We start from the raw sequence: 20609 nt of genomic DNA on the forward strand, positions 1-20609 counted from the left end.
TGACGATTTAGGTTGCAAAGGAAAGGTGTATAAGACAGGCGATTTGGTGCGTTATGGCAAGGATGGGTTAATAGAGTATGTTGGGCGTGTTGACGATCAAATAAAAATCCGTGGATTTAGAGTTGAACCTGGAGAAGTACAGCGACAGCTAGAGATTTTAGATGGCGTTGCACGCTCTTTAGTTATAGTGACGTCACAGGAAGAGCTTGGTAAGAAGTTGATCGCTTATGTTGAGTTAAAAGAAAGTGTTGATGAAAAAGATGAGCATACGAAAGCATTGAGTTTAAGTTCTGCTTTATCGGCTAAACTTCCTAGCTATATGGTTCCCGTAACATTTGTTTTTGTCTGCCAATGGCCTTTAACAGTCAATGGTAAGGTGGATAAAAAGGCATTACCAATACCTAGTTTGAATAATGTAAAAAACGACTACCTTGCTCCAAATAGTGAGATTGAATGTGCTCTTGTCGAAATTGTCGCGCGATTGGTTGGTTTGCCTTTTGAAAAAATAAGCATGTCGGACAATTTTTTTGATTTAGGTGGTCATTCATTAATGCTTATGAGGTTGCTAAGTGAGATAAAAGATAAATGGCATGTTCAATTGAATATTAGTGAAATGTTTGACTGTCAATATTTATCTGAACTTGCAGAACTATTGCTTTTAAAAACAAAGTTATTAGAGGCGTTTGATACTACTGACGTGGAAGATAGTGAAGAAGTCATAGAAATTTAAAGTGGCTAAAAGTAGCCTTTATATAACTAATCCGGTTAAGAAGTTAACTAGAGGTTTTTGAAGATAAACTTTCAGCTGTATGTTTTATTTTCAAATAAAATAGTGCCTGTTATATGGTTAATTCCTATAGGTAGGTATATAAAGACATAAAGATCAAGCATGTGCTGCCGAAATATTGTTATTAAAGACAAATTTCATTTTGTATAGGCTTGATCGTGAGTTATTCACTGAAATTTGACTCACTTTTATGTAACTTATTTGTTTAAAAAAATTCAATCTAATATAACAAGGTTTCTTTAGTACAAGGATATCATTCAGTGTTGAAGTTAATTTTATAGTGGTCTTATTTAAGAAAATTTATTTTTACTACTACTTGATATTGAATTAACTGGATTGAAATAAGTGGGTACAATTTTTAACAATTACAAACTTTTTTGTCTAACAAAGCTATGCTAATATTTTTGTATATATTCAGTTAAGACGGAAGTTTTTAAAGGTTATTATTATATTTTTATATTCGTATTCAAATAGTTAAGATTAAAATGGAAATCAATGGAGTTTATTATGAACAATGGAATTAGTAAGGAGATTGTGATGAGTAAAAGTAATAAAAAAATTGGTATAGTGATAGCCCTAGCAGCCGCATTAAGTGGATGTGGTGAAACTTCTGATGAGCTTGATGACAAATTAACACATAATGCAAAAATAACATTTATTAATTCACTGAATTATATGGCTGATTTCTATCTTGATAAGAGGAGTATAAGCACAGGTTATAGTGGTCTATTTGATAATGATAATGCAGTATCTCGTGACGTACCATTTAATGAAGTTGGAATTACTTACGGCTATAGCTACAAAGTAATTAATAATATGATTAATTTAGGTGTTAGAGACAGCATAAATGGTAATAATGAAGAGCGGATAACCACTACCTTGAGTAACGGGGATAATCTATGGGTTATTGCGTGGAAAGATTCGAATGACAGTACACTTTCTGTTATTAGTAAAAAGAAGAGTAATAACGCGGATGTATTTAATGTTCGTTTGTTTGCTAATGGTAATTATAACGTTTCAGTAGCTAATAGTAATGTATTGACCACTGAAAAAGGAAAAGTAACCGAATACCTAAAAATAAGCGATTGTGCAGAAGGGCTTAAAGTCGCAGACAAAGCAATTGATTTGTGTTCGGGGGATTTCGGTGCATCTTATTTACTGGTTGTTGATGCTAACGGAAAATTGGTTATGGCTGAAGAATAACTCTCTAAAATAATTAAATTACAGTAGCTAATTTTTTAGTTACTGACCGATAACAACAGTTCAGTTACCATCATGACAGGACTGTTGTAATAAAATAAATATTTACAGGTTCTATATTGATTTATTTGCGCGTGAGGTAGTTGGTTGGGCAATGTCATTATCACCTGACACTAATTTAACCTAGGCGGTAACTAATACGTTGATATCTATGTTAGTTAAATTAAGATGTGGCTTATTTTCTTTCAAACAATAAGCCATCAATCCAGCCGCTATATTCAACATAAAACAGTTCATATTCCGGTGTGTCTCGATTGTAAAGCGCTTTAAAAGCATTGCTCAACCTCATAATGACATCGCTTTTGCCTTCATATTTTGCGAACCGTCGTAATGAGCTTTACCCCTTTATCGAGTAAACCAGCTTCTAAGGGTTTACTAAATACCCTTTATCACCACCCAACTTATCGGTTAGACGACTCGCTAATTCACGCACCGACATTACCAGTTGTCACTACACTATAAAATAGTTGTTAAAGTCTGAATATGGTTTTAATTTATATTGCAGTGGAAGTATATTTATCGTCTGTCTTGCTATTTGAAATAGATATATTTTCCGAATCTATGATTGTATTAGCTACAAGTGAAACATATTCAAGAATATCAGGAAGGTTTTGATTGATAAAGAAGTGATCTCCGGATAACTGAATTAGTTCTGACTTCTGCTCAGATAGTTCATCCCAAGCGGCAGCTTGTTTAAGCTCTATACCAAAATCGTTTTTTCCATGTAATATTGATATCGGGAATGGCATAAGATTTCTATTTGCTCGATAGTTATCAGCAATTTTGAAATCAGCCCTCAGTAAAGGTGTTAACAAATTCATAAGCTCTAGATTTTTCAATATTTCAGTTGGTGTACCATTAAGCTTTTCTAGTTCTTTAATAAATTCATCTTGAGGAAGATCATAAATCTGATTTTTATCACAAGGTAAATGAGGAGCTCTACTGCCTGATGCAATAAAATGTTCTGGTAAAGGTAATCTGGCAGACTTTAATTGACATGTCAGTTCATAAGCAACTCTACTCCCCAGACTATGACCAAATAAAATATAACGGGTACTAGTTATATATGAACTTTGCAGCATTAATTCATCAATGAGATCGCTCATATTATCATGAGGGGTTTCTCCCATTCTAGAACCTCGACCTGGAGGTTGAACAAAAACTAATTCTATTTCGTCGCTAAAATGCTTAAGCCAAGGCATATAAGTCGTTGAAGAGCCTCCGGCAAAAGGGAAACAAAAAATACGAAGTTTCGGAGATGCAATGCGAATAGGAATAATAAAAATATTATTAGACATAAGTAGCCTTAAGTTAAAGTCCTTTTTATTTAAAGTAACTAAAAGCCAGATATTTGTAAACACTTAAGTTGATATTGATTCGGATCGGCTTCTTGCTCTAAATTGACAAGCGAGTGGGTAGTATAATCATATAAAAAGTCCTTACTTCTTAGCACAACTATGGCAGCGTTGAATCGCAGGGTCGATTAACAAACTTTCGCTGTTAATTTTTTCTTCGCAGTCGCAACAGTACCCATATTGACCAATCTCTATTTGACTTACTGCCGCTTCAAGTTTAGTCATGCGACTAATTAAAAGCGCGTACTCAGGCCCTAGTTTTTCTGCTGCACAGTCAAGCCATTCATTACTAGCTGTTTTATTTAAAACAAGCATTAAATTTTTATGTACGGGATAGGTTGATTTAGCAAGCATAGCTAGTATGTTGGATTTTACTTGCGCTATTTCATTGTTTAGCATTTTTTGATGATGCATTATCAGTACAACCTTTTAAATTAGCTTTACGTAATACTGATATTATCGAATAGGTTTACCTAAGCGTTTTGATTTGAATCAAGTTGCGGTGCTTTGGCGTATTTATTTAATACGCTTGCCACATCCTCTTTACTTTTTAAACGCCTGATTTCATCAAATAGATCGATGGCTTGTGGGTATTGGCGTTTTAGGTAACCAAGCCATTGTTTGGTACGAGATGCGAAATATTTTTCATCTTTTGCAGGGTCTTGATGAATAGCAGAGTGGATCAAATGATAAATAATATGTTCCCACTGAAGGCCATCGTATTGTTCGTTATTTACATGTGCTTTAATTTTTCTTGCCAAATCTGGGTGCGAAAGGGCGCCGCGGCCAAGCATCAGATCGCTACAACCACTTCGCTTTTGGCAAAGCATTGCGTCTTCAACCTGCCAAATTTCACCATTGGCAACAACGGCAATATTTTTATCATTGATTATTGGTGGAATTTTTTCCCAATAAGCAGGCGGATTGTAACCATCGCGTTTAGTACGAGCATGTATCGCAATGCTGTTTGCTCCGGCACTCACGACTGCATCAACAATTTCTTGGCTGTTGCTGTCGTCATCAAATCCTAAGCGAATTTTTGCACTGACTTCATGCTCATCATCTACTGCATCTCGGACCGCTTTAATAATGGTGTACATATGGTCGGGATCTTTGAGTAGCACAGCACCGCCTCGACTACGATTAACTGTTTTTGCAGGGCAACCAAAGTTAAGATCGACGCCATGAGACCCTAAAGTAATTGCCTTCACCGCATTTTCGGCTAGAGGGTTTGCTTCTTGGCCAAGTAATTGAATACGAACAGGTGTTCCAGCTCGGGTAAAACCATTATTATGTAGTTCAGGACAATAGCGGTGAAAAACTTTGTCAGGTAAGCAGGTTTCAACCACTCTTACAAACTCGGTAACACACAAATCGAATCCGCCAATGTCAGTGAGTAATTGACGCATTTTAAAATCAACAACACCTTCCATAGGCGCTAAAACAAGTTTCATAAGGTGATTAATTTTGAGAAAAACCGGACGCATAGTTTACCTGTAAATCACACATTGATAAATCTGTAATTACCAACCATATTTAATGTGGTGATTGCAAAAGTAAAAATTTTTGAAAAGAAATGAAAGTTTTTATTCTTGTGCGGGTCTACTTAAGCATACAAGCAATTTAAAAATACATTTTTATTGCTGAGATTTACAATCCTTGATTAAAGAGAGTCATAAAATGAATACAGTTAAAAAAAATACAATCGCGTTAACTTTAGGTGCAGTAGTTGTTGGCTCTGCAAGTTTTGTATCTGCTGATGTACAAGCTAACCCATTTGAGTTTCAACAACTGGTGACAGGCTACCAACTAGATGCTGCTGAAGGTAAGTGCGGTGAAGGTAAATGTGGCGGCGACGCAAAAGGTAAAAAAGAAGGCAAATGCGGCGAAGGTAAATGCGGTGGCGACGCTAAAAAAGCTAAAAAAGAAGGTAAGTGCGGCGAAGGTAAATGTGGTGGCGACGCAAAAGGTAAAAAAGAAGGCAAGTGCGGCGAAGGTAAATGTGGCGGCGACGCAAAAGGTAAAAAAGAAGGCAAATGCGGCGAAGGTAAGTGTGGTGGCCGTTAATATCTTATTCTAAATAAGTTATCCTAAAAGGGCCTTAAGGCCCTTTTTTGTTAAGTTAGAGGTAGTTATGACACAAACTAAAAATACAGCACTTGGAATGGTGGGGCTTGGCCTTCGACGAGAAATGCTTGATGAACTGCTTGAACACGTACCTAAGCAAGTCAATTTTTTAGAAGTTGCGCCAGAGAATTGGCTAAAACTAGGCGGGCGCTTTAAAAAACAATTTAAAACATTAACTGATGCAAATAATTTCGTATGTCATGGATTGTCACTGTCTATTGGCTCACCCGAGCCACTGGATGTTGAATTTGTTAAATCTTTAAAAGTTTTTTTTAAAGAGCACAATATAAAAATTTTTAGTGAGCATTTAAGTTACTGCTCTGGAACGGGTCATATGTATGATTTAATGCCTATTCCGTTTACACAAGATGCAATAGCACATGTTGTCCCTCGTATAAAACAAGTACAAGATATACTTGAGCAACAAATTGCGATAGAAAATGTTTCTTACTATGGCGCTCCTGGGCAGCAATTATCAGAGCTTGAATTTACGAATACCATTCTAGAACAAGCTGACTGTAAGCTTTTACTCGACGTAAACAATATTTATGTGAATTCGATTAATCATGGCTATAACGCACAAGCGTTTTTAACGGGCTTACCTTCTGAACGTATTGCTTACGGACACGTTGCAGGGCATTACAATGAGGCCGATGACTTAATCGTTGATACACATGGCGCAGATGTGGTTGATCCTGTTTGGGAATTACTTGATAAAGCGTACGAAGTACATGGCGTGTTTCCAACCTTGCTTGAACGTGATTTTAATATTCCTACTATGAATGTGTTGGTTAAAGAGTTAGATATAATTCATAAGCTGCAAGCTAAATACCTTAATTTAACTGTTTCAAAACAACGAGCTTAATATAAGCCTTTATAAATATTGAAAAGAGTGCCTGACTATGAGCTTTATTGAAGTACAAAACGAATTTATGGCGCATATTCGCGAACCTAAAAAAAATAACAAGCCCAGTGATATTGAAGATAGACGCATGGCTATTTATCGCGACCTGTTTTTTAATAATATTGAAGGCTTTGTTTCATCAGGTTTTCCAGTATTAAAAACCTTATATACCGATACACAATGGCAGGCCCTCGTACGCCAGTTTTTTAGTGAGTATGATTGTCACTCGCCGTACTTTTTAGATATAGCAGGGGAGTTTATAAATTACTTATCAAGTGATTATAAAATGAAAAAACACGACCCCGTGTTTATGCTAGAACTTGCACATTATGAATGGGTAGAGCTTGATGTATCTATCGCACACGAAGATGAGCAAGCGCTAAAATTACAAAAAACAGCAATAACCTCCTCTGCTTTATATTTATCGGGGCTGGCAAGGAATTTAAGTTATCAATTTCCAGTTCAAAATATCAGCAATCACTTTAAACCAGAAGCGCCATCAGCGCAGCCTAATTATTTTGTTGTATATAGAGATGAAGATGATGATGTACAATTTTTAGCAACAAATGCGATGACGGCTTTGTTACTGTCAATTATAGAGGCAAGTGATGGCGCGACATTTAACGACGTTTGCCAACAGGTATTAGCTCACGCACCACAATTTAATGCAGAACAAATTGCTCAAGGTGCATTAGTTACCCTCAATGCAATGGTTGAACGCGGTGTCATTGTGACAAAAAATCAAGATTAAGGTCTTTATTGATAATTTTACATCGTTTATTATGGCGGCCTTATTTGCCGTGCTTAATAAAAGGTTGTACCAATGTCAGATGATAAAGACTTTAAAGATCCGTTCAATGCTACTTATTTTCTAGCATTTTTAGCTGTATTTGCAGGGATTGGTTGTTTAAATGCAATTTTAGGTTGGATCACTAGCTTAACTTAAAATACATAGCGTTAATTAAGGCTGTTATTTACTGCAGCCTTGAACCACTTTTATTAATCTTTCCCTCTAAACTCTTAAAATCTCTTTTATAATAACGCCAAACTCGCAATTAAAGGTTAGTTAAGGTTATAATCACCTGCTTTGTAATATAAACCATTGAGCAGTTAAAATTATGACTCAAGTAACACCAGCAATTATCAAAAACAGCATTACTACAATTGCTGATTATCCAAAAGCGGGCATTATGTTTCGCGATGTAACCACTTTAATGGCTAATCCAGAAGCTTTTAAAGCCACTATTGACGCTTTTATCGCTGAATATAAAGATCAAGGTTTTACGAAAATAATTGGCACAGAATCACGAGGCTTTATTTTTGGTGCACCGTTATCTTACGCGCTAGGTATTCCTTTTATTCCTGTACGTAAACCAGGTAAATTACCACGTGAAGTTATTCGTCAAGATTACTTGCTAGAATACGGTGAAGATACGTTAGAGCTCCATGTCGATGCGATTGTACCTGGCGATAAAGTATTATTAGTGGATGACTTGTTAGCAACAGGTGGCACAATCGAAGCCACAGCTAAATTAGTTCAAAAACTAGGTGGCGAAGCGACAGATGCTGCATTTGTTGTATCACTACCAGAACTGGGTGGCGAGCAACGCATCAAAAAAATGGGTATTAAAATCCTAAAATTGGTTGAATTCGAAGGCGAGTAATCGATGAGTTATCAGGTTCTAGCGAGAAAATGGCGTCCTCAAACCTTTCATGAATTGGTTGGGCAGTCTCATGTTAAGCAAGCGCTTGTAAATGCGCTTACACAAAATAGACTGCATCACGCTTATTTATTCACTGGAACCCGCGGTGTAGGTAAAACCACCATTGCACGTATTTTTGCGAAAAGCTTAAATTGCGATGAAGGTATATCTGCAAATCCATGTGGCCAATGTAGCAGCTGCTTAGATATAGAAGCAGGGCGTTACATTGACTTACTCGAAATAGATGCAGCTTCTCGTACCAAAGTAGAAGACACCCGCGAAATACTTGATAACGTTCAATATGCGCCAACGCGTGGACGTTATAAAGTATACCTGATCGATGAAGTTCACATGCTCTCAAAGCACAGCTTTAATGCGCTTTTAAAAACGCTTGAAGAGCCACCAGAGCATGTGAAATTTTTATTAGCGACGACCGATCCACAAAAATTACCTGTCACTATTTTATCTCGCTGTTTGCAATTTAACTTAAATGCGTTATCGCAAAGTGAAATTAAAGCACAGCTTGAACACGTACTTACTCAAGAACAGCTCAGCTATGATAATGATGCACTTAGTATTATTGCAAAAGCCGCTGACGGCAGTATGCGTGATGCACTGAGCTTAACCGATCAAGCGATTGCGCAAACAAATGGTGATATTAATAATCAAGCAGTACAAACAATGCTTGGTTTGATGGATACACATTACAGCCAAAGCTTATTAGCTGCATTACTTGCCCAAGATGGCACAGCTTTAATGAGCGAAATTGCACATGTCGCGAGCAGAAATCCAAATTATATTGCCTTACTTGATGATTTAATTGCGCTCACACATTTAACTCAACTCACTCAATTAGTGCCACAGGCAGCAGAGCTTGATGAAACGAATGCTGATTACATAACGCATGTTGCGCAGCACACAAGTCCACAACAAATACAAATTTTTTACCAATTACTTTTAAATGGTAAAAAAGATTTACAATGGGCACCAGAACCTCGTTTAGGTTTTGAAATGCTTATGCTGAGGTTGCTTGCATTTGAGCCAGTTGCTGCAAACAATCAAGCGCCAACGGCTGACCCAGTACAAAACAAACCAAGTAAAGCGAATGCGTTACGCGATATATTAAATAAAAATAAACCAGCGCAAAGTAATACACAGCCTGTTTTGCAAGATCAAAATACAGCCCTAGTCAGTAATACCGAACAACATAAAACGGTTGAACCTGAAAAACAGCCACAAGCGAACATCAAACTGGCTACTGGTAATGTAGTTGATAACCAGATACGAGTCTCAGATCCGAATAAGTCAGCGCCACTTCAAACTGATTCAATACATAGTGAACACGTAGATCAACAAGTGCCGGGCCATTCGGCTGAAGTAATCACTGACGTTCAAACACAACGTCAAAGTGAAGATGAAGCGTACATGCAACACAGTGATGTAGAGCAAACGTTAGCGGCGCAGTTTGATGATGTAATGAGCAGTGCGGTTGATCAAGGGTTTAATCCACAAAACACGATCCCTGATAATCAACATAGTCATTTGCCAGAGCACTCAACAGATATTGAGCAAAACAATCCTGAGCCGCAATCAGACTTACAAAACCAGCAGCAACAAGCTGAGAATGCTTCGATTGTTGAACGTGAGGCAAAAGCGCAATCGGCTATTGCGCGCATATTGCGTGATCGTAATATATCAGGCTCAGGAAAGCTTTCTGGAACAAACTTAAATACGGCAAAGGCAAGTTCATCAAACGTATCTAACAGCACTGTTACTAACAGCACTGTTACTAGCAGTAATCATAATGTTGGTGAAGCATCAAAAGATAAAAATACAGTGGCTCAGACAAATGAGCAGTTAAATAACGCGGTATCAATAACGACTGATTTAGTATCTGCACAGTCAGACAATCCGCCGCCTTGGGCTACTGATACAGCAGGTGAGAATGAAAAAAAGTCACAGCTCCTAGTAACAGGGAGCCACATACCGGCTGATAATCAAAGTGTTGCAAAGCCTGAAAAGATAGATTTCAAAACTAAGCATCAAACAATTACTGAAAATTTAGCGCCAGAGCTGCTTGAGCAAATAAACCCTCAAAAGGCACCTGAAGTTGCAGCAGAAGAAGTAAGTATTCCAGTACCTGACGATTTTCATAGCCCAATTAGTGAAATTAGATTTGCGCATCAACAAGATGAGTGGGCCTATCTAATAAAACGTATGGGATTGGGCGGTCGAATGCGCCAATTTGCATTGCATTCAATCTTTACCAAGCAAGGTAATAGTTTACATATAGACGTTGATGAATCACAAAAGCATTTAGATACACCTATGCTTCGCCAACGACTAGATGCGGCACTGTCGAGTATTTATGAGCATAACGTGTCATTAAGTATTAATTTTGCTAAAGGGGTGATCGACTCTCCTTATCTTATCCAGCAAAAAATTGATGCAGGTCGTCATCAACAAGCAATCGATGTGATCACATCTGACGAAAACATAGTACAATTTCAGCAGGTATTTAGCGCCGAAATTGATGAAAATAGTATTCAGGCATTGTAATTACTTACAATTGCCCTTATGTTCATGTTAATTAATGTATTAAAAGAAAGAGAGAAAGCTATGTTTAAAGGTGGAATGGGCAACATGATGAAGCAGGCGCAGCAAATGCAAGATCGCATGCAAAAAGCCCAAGAAGAAATTGCCACACTAGAAGTTGTTGGTGAAGCAGGTGCTGGTCTAGTTAAAGTGACTATGCTTGGTAATCACAATGTTCGTCGTGTTCAGCTTGACGAGAGCTTAATGGAAGACGACAAAGACATGATTGAAGACTTACTTGCTGCTGCGTGTAACGATGCTGTCCGCCGTGTTGCAGAAGAAACACAAGAGCGCATGGGTAAAGTAACTGGCGGTATGCAATTACCACCAGGTATGAAAATGCCGTTTTAAGTAAATAATGCAACTTTCAGATAGTTTAAATCAGCTTATTGAGGCATTGCGCTGCCAACCAGGCATTGGCCCAAAGTCAGCGCAACGTATTGCTTTTCACTTGCTAGAGCGCGACCGAAAAGGGGGCACTCAGCTTGGTAATGCATTGACTAAAGCAATGACAGCCGTAGGGCATTGTCAGTCTTGTCGTACTTTTTGCGAACAAGCTCAATGCGATATTTGTTTAAGCACAAAGCGTCAAGATAGCGGGATATTATGCGTTGTTGAATCGCCTACGGATGTGCTTGCCATCGAGCAAACTGGCCAATATTTAGGTTTGTACTTTGTACTCATGGGTCATTTATCGCCTATAGATGGCATAGGTCCTAAAGAAATTGGCTTAGACGTTTTAGAGCAAAAACTTGCTCAGGGCGGTATTAATGAGGTGATTTTAGCGACTAATCCTACCGTTGAAGGTGAAACTACAGCGCATTACATTGCGCAGCTTTGTCATAAGTATAAAGTAGGTGCTTCGCGCATTGCTCATGGCATTCCTGTGGGAGGTGAGCTTGATTTAGTGGACGGCAGAACGCTTATGCATGCTTTTAGCGGCAGGCGTGCTGTTACTCAAGACTAACTCAAAGTTACTATTTGAAACATATTATAAAAGCCTACATGATTAAATTATGTAGGCTTTTTTGTTTTTAAGGTAAGCTTAGAAGCAGTCTAATACCAATCCGCAATAATACTTAATCATTTTGCGGGGCTAAACGTGTCGTTACCTGCGTTAAAAAATTCTCATTTAGAACAACTAAATAGCGAATTTTTTGCCTAGCTATCAACACGTTTTTCCGCCCTCAAAACAGGTCACTTAATTAAACGAATTGGTATAATATATTTTTGGGCTATGTCTCTAATTAGTAAGGAATACAATGAAGAATAATCAATCCTATCAAAGCGGATTACTGAGTGGTAAGCGTTTTTTACCGCTTTTTATTACGCAGTTTTTCTCAGCGATAAACGATAATGTGTATAAGCAATCGGTGCTTATTTTATTGATATTTCAGGCCGCAACGCTTGCAGATGGGGCATTGTATTCAAATATTGCTGCGGGGCTATTTATTCTACCTTTCTTTTTATTTTCAGGGATGGCAGGACAGCTCGCAGAAAAAACAGAAAAGTCTAAGCTCATTAGAATCGTAAAGTTGTTTGAAATTCCTATTATGATTGTAGGTGCTGTCTCAATTTTAACGCAATACGTGTGGCTTATGTTAGCCACAGTATTTTTAATGGGTGTGCAAAGTACGTTTTTTGGGCCATTAAAATACTCTATTTTACCTCAGCACGTTGCACCTAGCGAATTAACAAAAGCGAATGCCTTGGTTGAGTCGGGCACGTTTGTAGCAATACTGATCGGTACAATTTTTGGCACCTACTACATTACTCAATCGCTAGGTCCTACGGCTATAAGTATTGCGGTATTAGTGCTGGCTGTTATGGGTTATGTAAGCAGTCGTTTTATACCCGTTAGTGAGGCGAACGAGCCAAACTTAAAATTTACCTATAATATATTTTCATCCACAAAAAACGTATTTACAGCCCTTAATTCGCAAACAGAGTCGGTTGGTAAGTCAGTGCTTGGGATCAGTTGGTTTTGGTTAATTGGCGCCATCGTTTTAACGTCCCTACCAAATTATGTAACACATGTAATGGGCGGCGATGAATTGGTGGTAACCAGTGCACTGGTTGTGTTTTCATTGAGTATTGCTATTGGTTCATTACTGTGTGAAAAGTTATCTCGCTCTCGTATTGAGCTAGGCATTGTGCCCTTTGGCGCTATTTTAATTACCTTGTTTTTATATTTACTGAGCCAAGAGCATGCTATCAGTACCTATACTCCTCAACATACTGAATTATTAACGCTCGCACAGGTATTAAAAACAGGCGATATGGTGTGGCATTTCATATGGATGGCAGGCATAGGCATTGGCGCCGGTTTTTACACTGTACCGCTATATGCGCTTATTCAACAACGGACTGAAGAAGCGAGTCGATCACGAGTTATAGCGGCTAACAATGTATTAAATGCCTTGTTTATGGTCGGTAGTGCTGCTTTAAGTATTGTCACGTTGTCTGTTTTTCAGTGGAGTATTTCAGAGCTATTGCTGTTACTTGCGGGGCTAAATTTACTTATTTCTGTTTATATTTATACCAAAGTACCTGAATTCTTTTTACGCTTTGTTATTTATATTTTGGCCATTTGTATGTACCGAGTGCGCACAAAAGGTGAGAGTAATATTCCCAATGAAGGTGCCGCTGTTATTGTGTGCAACCACGTTAGTTTTGTTGATTGGATGTTTATTTTGGCAGCGTCACCAAGGCCTATTCGGTTTATGGTATTTGCGCCTATTTATTATTCGCCAGCGCTACATTGGTTATTTAAAATGGCTAAAGCTATTCCCATTGATAGTGAAAAAACCAATCCAGAGGCGTTTAAAAAAGCGTTTGATGAAGTGGCTTTTGCGCTTGAAAAAGGCGAGCTTGTTGGTATTTTCCCCGAAGGGAAGCTGACTAGTGACGGCTCAATCGATATTTTCCGTCGTGGAATAGAGCGTATTATTGCACGCTCTCCTGTGCCCGTTGTCCCTGTGCATTTAGGGGGCTTGTGGGGGAGTATGTTTAGCCGTAAAGCTAAGAGGCAATTACCGCGATTAAAATGGTCTTTGGTGTCGGTTGCAGTGGGTGGCCCGATTGCAGCTGACAAAGTAGTAGCAGACGATTTACGTGAGCATGTTTTAGCTTTGAAAGCGCTTCACTCTAAAGGTATTGATTAATTTAATGACTAGCCCAATATTAGATACACCTTCAGAACCACATATTATTGTTGATGATTTTGTAGCGCCTAAATGCGCTGGGTTTATTGAAATATTATATCAAGATGACGATATTTTACTGATCAATAAACCCAGTGGGTTATTGAGTCTGTCGGGCAAAAATCCGCTTAATTGGGATTCAGTGCATTATCGTTTAGTGAATGGCCAAAAAGGGTTAACAGCCGCTTTTGCTGAGGCTAAGTTACCGCATCGGTTAGATTTGGGTACATCGGGCATTATGATTGTTGGATTAAACGCCGAAGCATCAAAGCATCTTAATAAACAGTTTCAGGCACGCACTATTCAAAAGCGTTATGTAGCGATGCTAGAGGGTAGCTTGGCTGTTAGTGAGGGACAAATAACTGCGCCAATAGCAAAAGATAGGCTGCTCTTTCCGCGAGTTAAAATTTGCCAAGCAACAGGTAAAACAGCAATAAGTGAATATAAAGTGCTTGAGAGACTAAAGCACTCGTGCAGAACCTTAGTGCAATTTACGCCTGTTACTGGACGTACCCATCAATTGAGAATACACAGCCAGTTTATAGGTCATCCTATTTTAGGCTGTGATTTATATAAAAGTGAGCAAAGTGAACACATGGCAGGGCGCTTACAATTACATGCCAGCGATTTATATTTTGAGCACCCAACAAGCGGTGAAAAAATACACATTAATTGTCCGCATCCGTTTTAAATAATTTTACTGTTCTTTGTTTTCGTTTTACCTTTTTTAAATTTTTCCCTTGAAGTTCTAACACCTCACCCCATATTAAGTGCATAACGCAGACACTTTGCAAATTGGAGATATATAAATGACTACAGCTCAAAAAGAAACATTAGGCTTTCAAACAGAAGTAAAACAATTATTAAACTTAATGATTCATTCTCTTTATTCTAATAAAGAAATCTTTTTACGTGAACTTGTGTCAAACGCATCAGATGCGGCAGACAAGTTACGCTTTTTAGCACTATCTCAAGGCGATCTTTACCAAGGAGATGCTGATTTACGTGTGCGTATTAGTGCTGATAAAGAAGCAAATACAATTACCATTTCTGATAATGGTATTGGTATGACGCGTGATGAAGTAATTAGCTCATTGGGTACAATTGCAAAGTCGGGTACTGCTGAGTTTTTCAAAAACTTAACGGGTGATCAAAGTAAAGATTCACAGCTGATTGGTCAATTTGGTGTTGGTTTTTACTCAGCATTTATTGTTGCCGATTTAGTAACTGTTCGTACGCGTAAAGCGGGTGAAACAACAGCTTACGAGTGGGAATCTCAAGGTGAAGGCGAATACACACTGCAAGAAATTGAAAAAGAAGGCCGTGGTACTGACATTATTTTACATCTTCGTGATGAAGAAAAAGAATTTTCTGACGATTACCGACTGCGTGGCATTGTTACTAAATACTCAGACCATATTTCAACACCTGTACAAATGTTTAAAGCAGAAGTACCAGAGTCTGAAGGCGAAGACGGCGAAAAAATTCCAGCAGTACCAGGTGAGTGGGAAAGCATTAACCGTGCAACTGCATTGTGGACGCGTGATAAGTCAGAGCTTTCTGATGAAGAATACAAAGAGTTTTACAAGCACGTAAGCCACGACTGGGAAGATCCACTTAGCTGGGCACATAATAAGGTTGAAGGTAAAACGGAATACACCAGCCTTTTATACATCCCTAAAAAAGCACCTTTCGATTTATGGAACCGTGAACGTCAAAGTGGCTTAAAGCTTTACGTACAACGTGTATTTGTAATGGATGATGCTGAGCAGTTTATGCCAAGCTACCTTCGCTTTGTAAAAGGTTTACTAGATTCAAATGATTTACCGCTAAACGTATCGCGTGAAATTCTACAAGACAACAAAGTAACGCAAGCTATTCGTAAAGGGTGTACATCGCGCATTATTAAAATGCTTGAGCGTATGGCTAAAAACAAAGCTGACGATTACCAAGTATTTTGGAATGAGTTTGGCCAAGTAATGAAAGAAGGCCCAGCTGAAGATGCGGCAAATAAAGAAGCCGTATGTAAGCTACTACGTTTTTCGTCTACGCATACTGATTCAGAAACGCAAGATGTGTCGCTTGAGCAATACGTTGAGCGCATGAACGAAGGCCAAGACAAAATTTACTATGTAGTAGCTGATACATTTACTTCTGCGAAAAATTCTCCTCATTTAGAGATTTTCCGCAAAAAAGGCATTGAAGTATTGTTACTAAGTGACCGTGTTGACGAGTGGATGATGAGCCACTTAACTGAATTTGCTGATAAGCAATTACAGTCAATCACACGTGGTGATCTAGATTTAGGTAAGCTTGACGACGAAGAAACTAAAAAAGCACAAGAAGAGTCTGAAAAAGAGATGGCTGGGCTTGTTGAACGCATTAAAACAGCACTCGGTGACGACGTTAAAGAAGTGCGCTTTACGCACCGTCTAACAGATTCTCCAGCATGTGTTGTAAGCGACGACAACGACATGAGCTCACAAATGCAAAAGCTAATGGAGTCTGTGGGCCAAGCAGCACCAGAAGCAAAACCTGTGTTTGAGCTAAATCCAGATCACCAACTTGTTAAGCATTTAAATGACGAGCAAGACGAAGATAAGTTTGCACAGTGGTCACATGTTTTATTAGACCAAGCATTACTTGCAGAGCGCGGTACACTTAAAGATCCAACCGGATTTGTTACTCGCTTAAACAAACTGATGCTAGAACTAAGCAAGTAATCAGTTAACTATTTATTTAGTTAATAAAAGTATAAATTATATACTTTAAATAAAAGGGAATGTGTGTTCCCTTTTTTAATGCGCTGTAAATGCATCAACAACTCATCAATTAGTATAAGTTACTTGAGTATCGGCGGCGCTTGTGGAAGAATTCAGGCTTTAAAATAAATATCCATACTAGGGGACAATAATATGCGCATTATTCTTTTGGGCGCGCCGGGTGCAGGTAAAGGTACTCAAGCTCAGTTTTTAATGGACAAATACGGTATTCCACAAATCTCTACTGGCGATATGTTACGTGCAGCAATTAAAGAAGGCACACCATTAGGCTTAGAAGCAAAAAAAGTGATGGATGCTGGTCAACTAATTTCTGACGATATTATTATTGGTTTAGTAAAAGAGCGTATTACTAAAGCTGATTGTGAGAAAGGCTTTTTACTTGATGGCTTCCCACGCACAATTCCTCAAGCCGATGCAATGAAAGAAAATGGCGTAGTGGTTGATCACGTTATTGAATTTGACGTAGCTGATGAAGTGATTGTTGAACGTATGGGCGGACGTCGTGTTCACCCTGGTTCTGGTCGTGTTTACCACATTGTTTATAATCCACCAAAAGTGGGAGGTAAAGACAACGAAACTGGGGATGACTTAATTGTTCGTGCTGACGATACTGAAGAAACAGTACGTAAACGTTTAGGTATTTACCACGAACAAACGATGCCATTAGTTGATTATTACCAAGCAGAAGCGGCTGCTGGTAACACTCAATACCATAAACTAGATGGTACACAAGCTGTTGAAGCGGTTAGTTCACAACTTGGTGAGCTTTTAAGTTAGATTTAAAAGCATAATAAAAAACCGCCAATTGGCGGTTTTTTGTTTTAAAGCTATTTAGCATTGCTTAATCGGCATTACAGCGTTTTAAGTTTTTCGAGTACGCTATTGTACTCAGGTTCAGTTGAAAGACTGCTAACCAATTGTTTATAAATGATGTTATGACTTCTATCTAAAATAAGTACAGAGCGTGTTAATAACCCCATATCTTTGATAATCAATCCGTATTTTTGGCCGAAATCGCGCCAAACAGAATCAGATAGTGCTATTATTTTATCTATGTTTTCTGTTTTACAAAATCGCTTTTGCGCAAAAGGTAAATCTGCACTAATAGTTAACATAGCAACGGCTGGAAATTGCGCGGCTACTTTTTCGTTAAAATGTTTTGTTTGCAGGCTACAAATGCCGGTATCAAGGCTTGGCACCACACTAATTAAAATAGCCTGGTCTTTATAATCGTCGAGTGTTACAGGGGTGAAATTTCCATCCACTACTTTAAAATTAGGTGCTGTGTCGCCAACAGATACACCTTTACCAAGTAATGTGACAGGTTTACCTTGGGCAGATACCTTTCCCGCATCTAGTTTGTTTTCTAATATAGGGGTTGCATTTGTGAAGGAGCTAAAAATACTAAGGATCAAAAATAATGCACGAAACATAGGTAATTCTCTTTTAAATTAACCAAATAAACTACAGTGTATTATACTGCTAATTGCTAACCAAGGAATTATATACTGGTAAAACATTTAAACTGAAATAAAATTAAAATGTTTTAATTGCAAGGTAATACCAAACTGCATAACTCTTTGATCAATTTAACGAATTAAATTGCACTATAACGTCGTTAAAAATTTTTTATTTAGAACAATTAGATACAAAAATTTTTGACTAGTTTTAGCGTGATTTTCTTAACGTTAAATAGACCCAATATATAAGCTGATTGGTATAATTAGTAGAAAAAGAATTGGATATAAATTTAGCAGTTAAGAAATAGAGAGATTATATGTCAACATCGGTACTAATATGTGATGATTCAAAATTAGCAAGGCGTCAATTAGCACGATCTTTGCCAGATGATTGGGATATCAAAGTTGAGTTTGCGATTAATGGTGTTGACTGCATTAAGCAAATAGAATTAATTCAACCTGAAATCCTTTTTCTCGATTTAAATATGCCAGAAATGGATGGCTATGAAGTTTTAATAGCCATGAAAGAACAAGGGCTTAATATATTAACCGTTGTCGTGTCTGGCGATATTCAGCCAAGCGCGCACCAACGAGTGATTGAGCTTGGTGCAATTGATTTCATTCAAAAGCCTTGCTCGGCAGAAAAGCTAGCCGAGATTATAGAGCATCATGGCATTAAAGATAAAGCCATGCGCGAACGCCTTTCTCATTCATTAGGAGAACAAGTAGACCCTGATGTTCGTGATATATATCAAGAGCTAACTAATGTTGCAATGGGTCAAGCGGGTGATTTACTTGCACGTCTTCTCAATGTATTCGTTAAGTTGCCTATTCCCAACGTTAATATATTAGAGGTAAGCGAGTTAGATATGGCGCTGCGCTCTATTGACAACAATGCCTCTACTTCGGGTGTTTGCCAAGGGTTTATAGGTGGTGGCGTATCCGGTGAAGCATTATTGTTATTAAATGACTCTAGCTTTAAAGAAATCGCCTCTTTAATGAATTACGATGGTGAACTTAACGACAAAGTTGAGCTTGAGTTACTTATGGATATAAGTAATATTCTCATTGGGGCAATTTTAACAGGCCTTTCAAAACAACTCGATATGTCATTTAGCCAAGGGCACCCTATAGTTCTTGGTCAGCACCGAGATGTCTCTGAGTTGGTAAAAGCTAATAAGTCACGCTGGCAGCGCACACTTGCTATTGAGATTAGCTACGGCATAGAAAATCACGATATAAATTGTGATCTTATGCTGCTATTTACTGAAGATTCACTTAAAACTTTGAAGTTCAAAGTTGCTTACCTATTAGAAGACTAAGTTATGGCCGCTGATTTAGATATGAATGAGATCCATTGGTTAATGGATATGTTTAACACCGTTGATGTAGGCCTTGTGGTGCTCGATAGAGATTATAAGGTATGCGTATGGAATGGTTTTATGGAAAACCATTCAGGATTGTTACCAAGTGCGGTAAAGCACAAAGATTTATTTGATTTATTTCCAGCAATTGACGAAAAATGGTTTAGAAGTAAGTCAGAATCAGTATTTGTATTAAAAAATCGCTCATTTACTATTTGGGAGCAGCAGCCTTATATATTTCGCTTTAAAAATTATCGCCCAATAACAGGCAAAGCTGAATACATGTATCAAAATGCGACATTTATACCGCTGACCAATATAAGAGCAGAGGTGAGTCACATTTGTATTATTCTTTATGATGTTACGGATATTGCAGTAAATAAAAAAGAATTAGAAGATTTGAACAAAAAGCTTGAGCAAATGAGTCAAGTTGATAATTTAACACAGCTAACAAACCGAGGTCATTGGGAGGATTTGTTAAAGCAAGAATACCTGCGTACAAAACGCAACGAAGGCTGTAGCGCTTTATTGATGTTTGATATTGATCACTTTAAAAAAGTGAATGACAAATATGGACACAGTGGTGGGGATGAGGCTTTGCGCCATATTGCTAAGCTATTGCGCTCAGCACTGCGTGAAACGGATATAGCAGGGCGCTACGGTGGTGAAGAGTTTGTAGTAACCTTGCTTGATACAGATAAAGAAGGCTCAGTTGTATTTGCTGAACGTTTAAGGCAATTGATTGAATCATCTCCTGCTTTACATAAAAATCTCGAGATTAGGATGACGGTAAGTATTGGTTTGGCATGTTTTAATCATGAATTTAAGGATCATGAACGTTGGATTGAGGCGGCAGATAAAGCACTTTATTCTTCAAAAGAAGGTGGCCGTAATAGAGTAACTTCTTTCGATGATATAAAAAATGACCTCTAAGTGTCATTTTTTATATCAATTAATCGTTGTTTTAATGAGGTGCTAAAATAAGTAAGTCAATTTTTAGTAAACGCCTTATTTTTTGCTGTGTTGCCATAAATTTTGCCTATTCTATTGAGCTGGTCAGTACGAGGA

Annotated in this window: 20 protein-coding genes; 16 read left to right on the forward strand and 4 right to left on the reverse strand. The window is 38.0% G+C overall.

What is annotated here, in order from left to right:
* Both ACJJVZ_RS09850 and ACJJVZ_RS09855 read left to right on the forward strand, forming a co-directional pair.
* Positions 1–730 (forward strand): phosphopantetheine-binding protein (locus tag ACJJVZ_RS09850; protein ID WP_405621632.1); only part of this gene is annotated, 730 nt, incomplete at its 5' end.
* Positions 731–1324: 594 nt separating this feature from the next.
* Complete coding sequence (locus ACJJVZ_RS09855) at positions 1325–1990, forward strand: hypothetical protein (RefSeq protein WP_077537672.1); 666 nt, start codon at positions 1325–1327, stop codon at positions 1988–1990.
* 551 nt (positions 1991–2541) lie between these two features.
* Here ACJJVZ_RS09855 and ACJJVZ_RS09860 read toward each other — a convergent pair.
* The 3 genes from ACJJVZ_RS09860 to ACJJVZ_RS09870 form a co-directional block, all read right to left on the reverse strand.
* The gene (locus ACJJVZ_RS09860) at positions 2542–3345 is read right to left on the reverse strand and encodes a thioesterase II family protein (protein WP_405600082.1); all 804 of its coding nucleotides are present in this window, start codon (positions 3343–3345) and stop codon (positions 2542–2544) included.
* Positions 3346–3486: 141 nt separating this feature from the next.
* Positions 3487–3816, reverse strand: coding sequence for a TraR/DksA C4-type zinc finger protein (locus ACJJVZ_RS09865; protein ID WP_077537674.1), 330 nt, complete (start codon positions 3814–3816; stop codon positions 3487–3489).
* 59 nt (positions 3817–3875) lie between these two features.
* Positions 3876–4856 carry a tRNA-dihydrouridine synthase gene (locus tag ACJJVZ_RS09870; protein ID WP_138584808.1) on the reverse strand — a complete coding sequence of 327 codons (981 nt, stop codon included), beginning with the start codon at positions 4854–4856 and terminating at the stop codon, positions 3876–3878.
* 226 nt (positions 4857–5082) lie between these two features.
* Between ACJJVZ_RS09870 and ACJJVZ_RS09875 the strand changes: the two genes are divergently transcribed.
* The 12 genes from ACJJVZ_RS09875 (at position 5083) to adk (ending at position 17494) form a co-directional block, all read left to right on the forward strand.
* On the forward strand, positions 5083–5469 hold the full coding sequence (locus ACJJVZ_RS09875) for a hypothetical protein (RefSeq protein ID WP_405600084.1): 387 nt from the start codon (positions 5083–5085) through the stop codon (positions 5467–5469).
* Between the two features lie 97 nt (positions 5470–5566).
* The gene (locus tag ACJJVZ_RS09880) at positions 5567–6394 is read left to right on the forward strand and encodes a DUF692 domain-containing protein (protein WP_182702171.1); all 828 of its coding nucleotides are present in this window, start codon (positions 5567–5569) and stop codon (positions 6392–6394) included.
* Between the two features lie 37 nt (positions 6395–6431).
* The gene (locus ACJJVZ_RS09885) at positions 6432–7184 is read left to right on the forward strand and encodes a DUF2063 domain-containing protein (protein WP_182702141.1); all 753 of its coding nucleotides are present in this window, start codon (positions 6432–6434) and stop codon (positions 7182–7184) included.
* Between the two features lie 72 nt (positions 7185–7256).
* Complete coding sequence (locus ACJJVZ_RS09890; RefSeq protein WP_002962301.1) at positions 7257–7379, forward strand: hypothetical protein; 123 nt, start codon at positions 7257–7259, stop codon at positions 7377–7379.
* Positions 7380–7551: 172 nt separating this feature from the next.
* Positions 7552–8097, forward strand: coding sequence for an adenine phosphoribosyltransferase (gene apt / locus ACJJVZ_RS09895; protein WP_077537678.1), 546 nt, complete (start codon positions 7552–7554; stop codon positions 8095–8097).
* 3 nt (positions 8098–8100) lie between these two features.
* Positions 8101–10695 carry a DNA polymerase III subunit gamma/tau gene (dnaX, locus tag ACJJVZ_RS09900; protein ID WP_405600088.1) on the forward strand — a complete coding sequence of 865 codons (2595 nt, stop codon included), beginning with the start codon at positions 8101–8103 and terminating at the stop codon, positions 10693–10695.
* Between the two features lie 60 nt (positions 10696–10755).
* A complete protein-coding gene (locus ACJJVZ_RS09905) occupies positions 10756–11082 on the forward strand; it encodes a YbaB/EbfC family nucleoid-associated protein (RefSeq protein ID WP_077539006.1) in 327 nt (108 codons plus the stop codon).
* Between the two features lie 7 nt (positions 11083–11089).
* Positions 11090–11698, forward strand: a complete 609-nt coding sequence (gene recR, locus ACJJVZ_RS09910) for a recombination mediator RecR (protein ID WP_182702143.1) — start codon at positions 11090–11092, stop codon at positions 11696–11698.
* A 295-nt stretch (positions 11699–11993) separates the two neighbouring features.
* Complete coding sequence (locus ACJJVZ_RS09915) at positions 11994–13895, forward strand: MFS transporter (RefSeq protein ID WP_405600091.1); 1902 nt, start codon at positions 11994–11996, stop codon at positions 13893–13895.
* A gap of 4 nt (positions 13896–13899) precedes the next feature.
* Complete coding sequence (locus ACJJVZ_RS09920) at positions 13900–14625, forward strand: RluA family pseudouridine synthase (protein WP_405600094.1); 726 nt, start codon at positions 13900–13902, stop codon at positions 14623–14625.
* Between the two features lie 118 nt (positions 14626–14743).
* Complete coding sequence (htpG, locus tag ACJJVZ_RS09925) at positions 14744–16657, forward strand: molecular chaperone HtpG (protein WP_405600096.1); 1914 nt, start codon at positions 14744–14746, stop codon at positions 16655–16657.
* 192 nt (positions 16658–16849) lie between these two features.
* A complete protein-coding gene (adk, locus tag ACJJVZ_RS09930) occupies positions 16850–17494 on the forward strand; it encodes an adenylate kinase (RefSeq protein ID WP_405600099.1) in 645 nt (214 codons plus the stop codon).
* Between the two features lie 74 nt (positions 17495–17568).
* Here the strand turns inward: adk and tpx are convergent, their stop codons facing one another.
* Positions 17569–18150 (reverse strand): thiol peroxidase, encoded by a 582-nt coding sequence (tpx, locus tag ACJJVZ_RS09935; protein WP_405600101.1) that lies wholly within the window; start codon positions 18148–18150, stop codon positions 17569–17571.
* Between the two features lie 344 nt (positions 18151–18494).
* On the opposite strand from tpx, the gene ACJJVZ_RS09940 reads away from it, so the two are divergent.
* Positions 18495–19499, forward strand: coding sequence for a response regulator (locus ACJJVZ_RS09940; protein ID WP_077537690.1), 1005 nt, complete (start codon positions 18495–18497; stop codon positions 19497–19499).
* A 3-nt stretch (positions 19500–19502) separates the two neighbouring features.
* Positions 19503–20474, forward strand: a complete 972-nt coding sequence (locus ACJJVZ_RS09945; RefSeq protein ID WP_138584175.1) for a diguanylate cyclase — start codon at positions 19503–19505, stop codon at positions 20472–20474.
* Positions 20475–20609 lie beyond the last annotated feature (135 nt).

Origin of the sequence: Pseudoalteromonas sp. Ld19, from assembly GCF_045064135.1 — a bacterium.
GTDB classification, from domain to species: Bacteria; Pseudomonadota; Gammaproteobacteria; order Enterobacterales; family Alteromonadaceae; genus Pseudoalteromonas; species Pseudoalteromonas aliena.

Excerpts from the sequence above, each read along its gene's own strand:
- ACJJVZ_RS09855 (WP_077537672.1), top strand. The coding sequence starts at position 1,325 with ATGAGTAAAAGTAATAAAAAAATTGGTATAGTGATAGCCCTAGCAGCC.
- ACJJVZ_RS09860 (WP_405600082.1), bottom strand. The coding sequence starts at position 3,345 with ATGTCTAATAATATTTTTATTATTCCTATTCGCATTGCATCTCCGAAA.
- ACJJVZ_RS09865 (WP_077537674.1), bottom strand. The coding sequence starts at position 3,816 with ATGCATCATCAAAAAATGCTAAACAATGAAATAGCGCAAGTAAAATCC.
- ACJJVZ_RS09870 (WP_138584808.1), bottom strand. The coding sequence starts at position 4,856 with ATGAAACTTGTTTTAGCGCCTATGGAAGGTGTTGTTGATTTTAAAATG.
- ACJJVZ_RS09875 (WP_405600084.1), top strand. The coding sequence starts at position 5,083 with ATGAATACAGTTAAAAAAAATACAATCGCGTTAACTTTAGGTGCAGTA.
- ACJJVZ_RS09880 (WP_182702171.1), top strand. The coding sequence starts at position 5,567 with ATGGTGGGGCTTGGCCTTCGACGAGAAATGCTTGATGAACTGCTTGAA.
- ACJJVZ_RS09885 (WP_182702141.1), top strand. The coding sequence starts at position 6,432 with ATGAGCTTTATTGAAGTACAAAACGAATTTATGGCGCATATTCGCGAA.
- ACJJVZ_RS09890 (WP_002962301.1), top strand. The coding sequence starts at position 7,257 with ATGTCAGATGATAAAGACTTTAAAGATCCGTTCAATGCTACTTATTTT.
- apt (WP_077537678.1), top strand. The coding sequence starts at position 7,552 with ATGACTCAAGTAACACCAGCAATTATCAAAAACAGCATTACTACAATT.
- dnaX (WP_405600088.1), top strand. The coding sequence starts at position 8,101 with ATGAGTTATCAGGTTCTAGCGAGAAAATGGCGTCCTCAAACCTTTCAT.
- ACJJVZ_RS09905 (WP_077539006.1), top strand. The coding sequence starts at position 10,756 with ATGTTTAAAGGTGGAATGGGCAACATGATGAAGCAGGCGCAGCAAATG.
- recR (WP_182702143.1), top strand. The coding sequence starts at position 11,090 with ATGCAACTTTCAGATAGTTTAAATCAGCTTATTGAGGCATTGCGCTGC.
- ACJJVZ_RS09915 (WP_405600091.1), top strand. The coding sequence starts at position 11,994 with ATGAAGAATAATCAATCCTATCAAAGCGGATTACTGAGTGGTAAGCGT.
- ACJJVZ_RS09920 (WP_405600094.1), top strand. The coding sequence starts at position 13,900 with ATGACTAGCCCAATATTAGATACACCTTCAGAACCACATATTATTGTT.
- htpG (WP_405600096.1), top strand. The coding sequence starts at position 14,744 with ATGACTACAGCTCAAAAAGAAACATTAGGCTTTCAAACAGAAGTAAAA.
- adk (WP_405600099.1), top strand. The coding sequence starts at position 16,850 with ATGCGCATTATTCTTTTGGGCGCGCCGGGTGCAGGTAAAGGTACTCAA.
- tpx (WP_405600101.1), bottom strand. The coding sequence starts at position 18,150 with ATGTTTCGTGCATTATTTTTGATCCTTAGTATTTTTAGCTCCTTCACA.
- ACJJVZ_RS09940 (WP_077537690.1), top strand. The coding sequence starts at position 18,495 with ATGTCAACATCGGTACTAATATGTGATGATTCAAAATTAGCAAGGCGT.
- ACJJVZ_RS09945 (WP_138584175.1), top strand. The coding sequence starts at position 19,503 with ATGGCCGCTGATTTAGATATGAATGAGATCCATTGGTTAATGGATATG.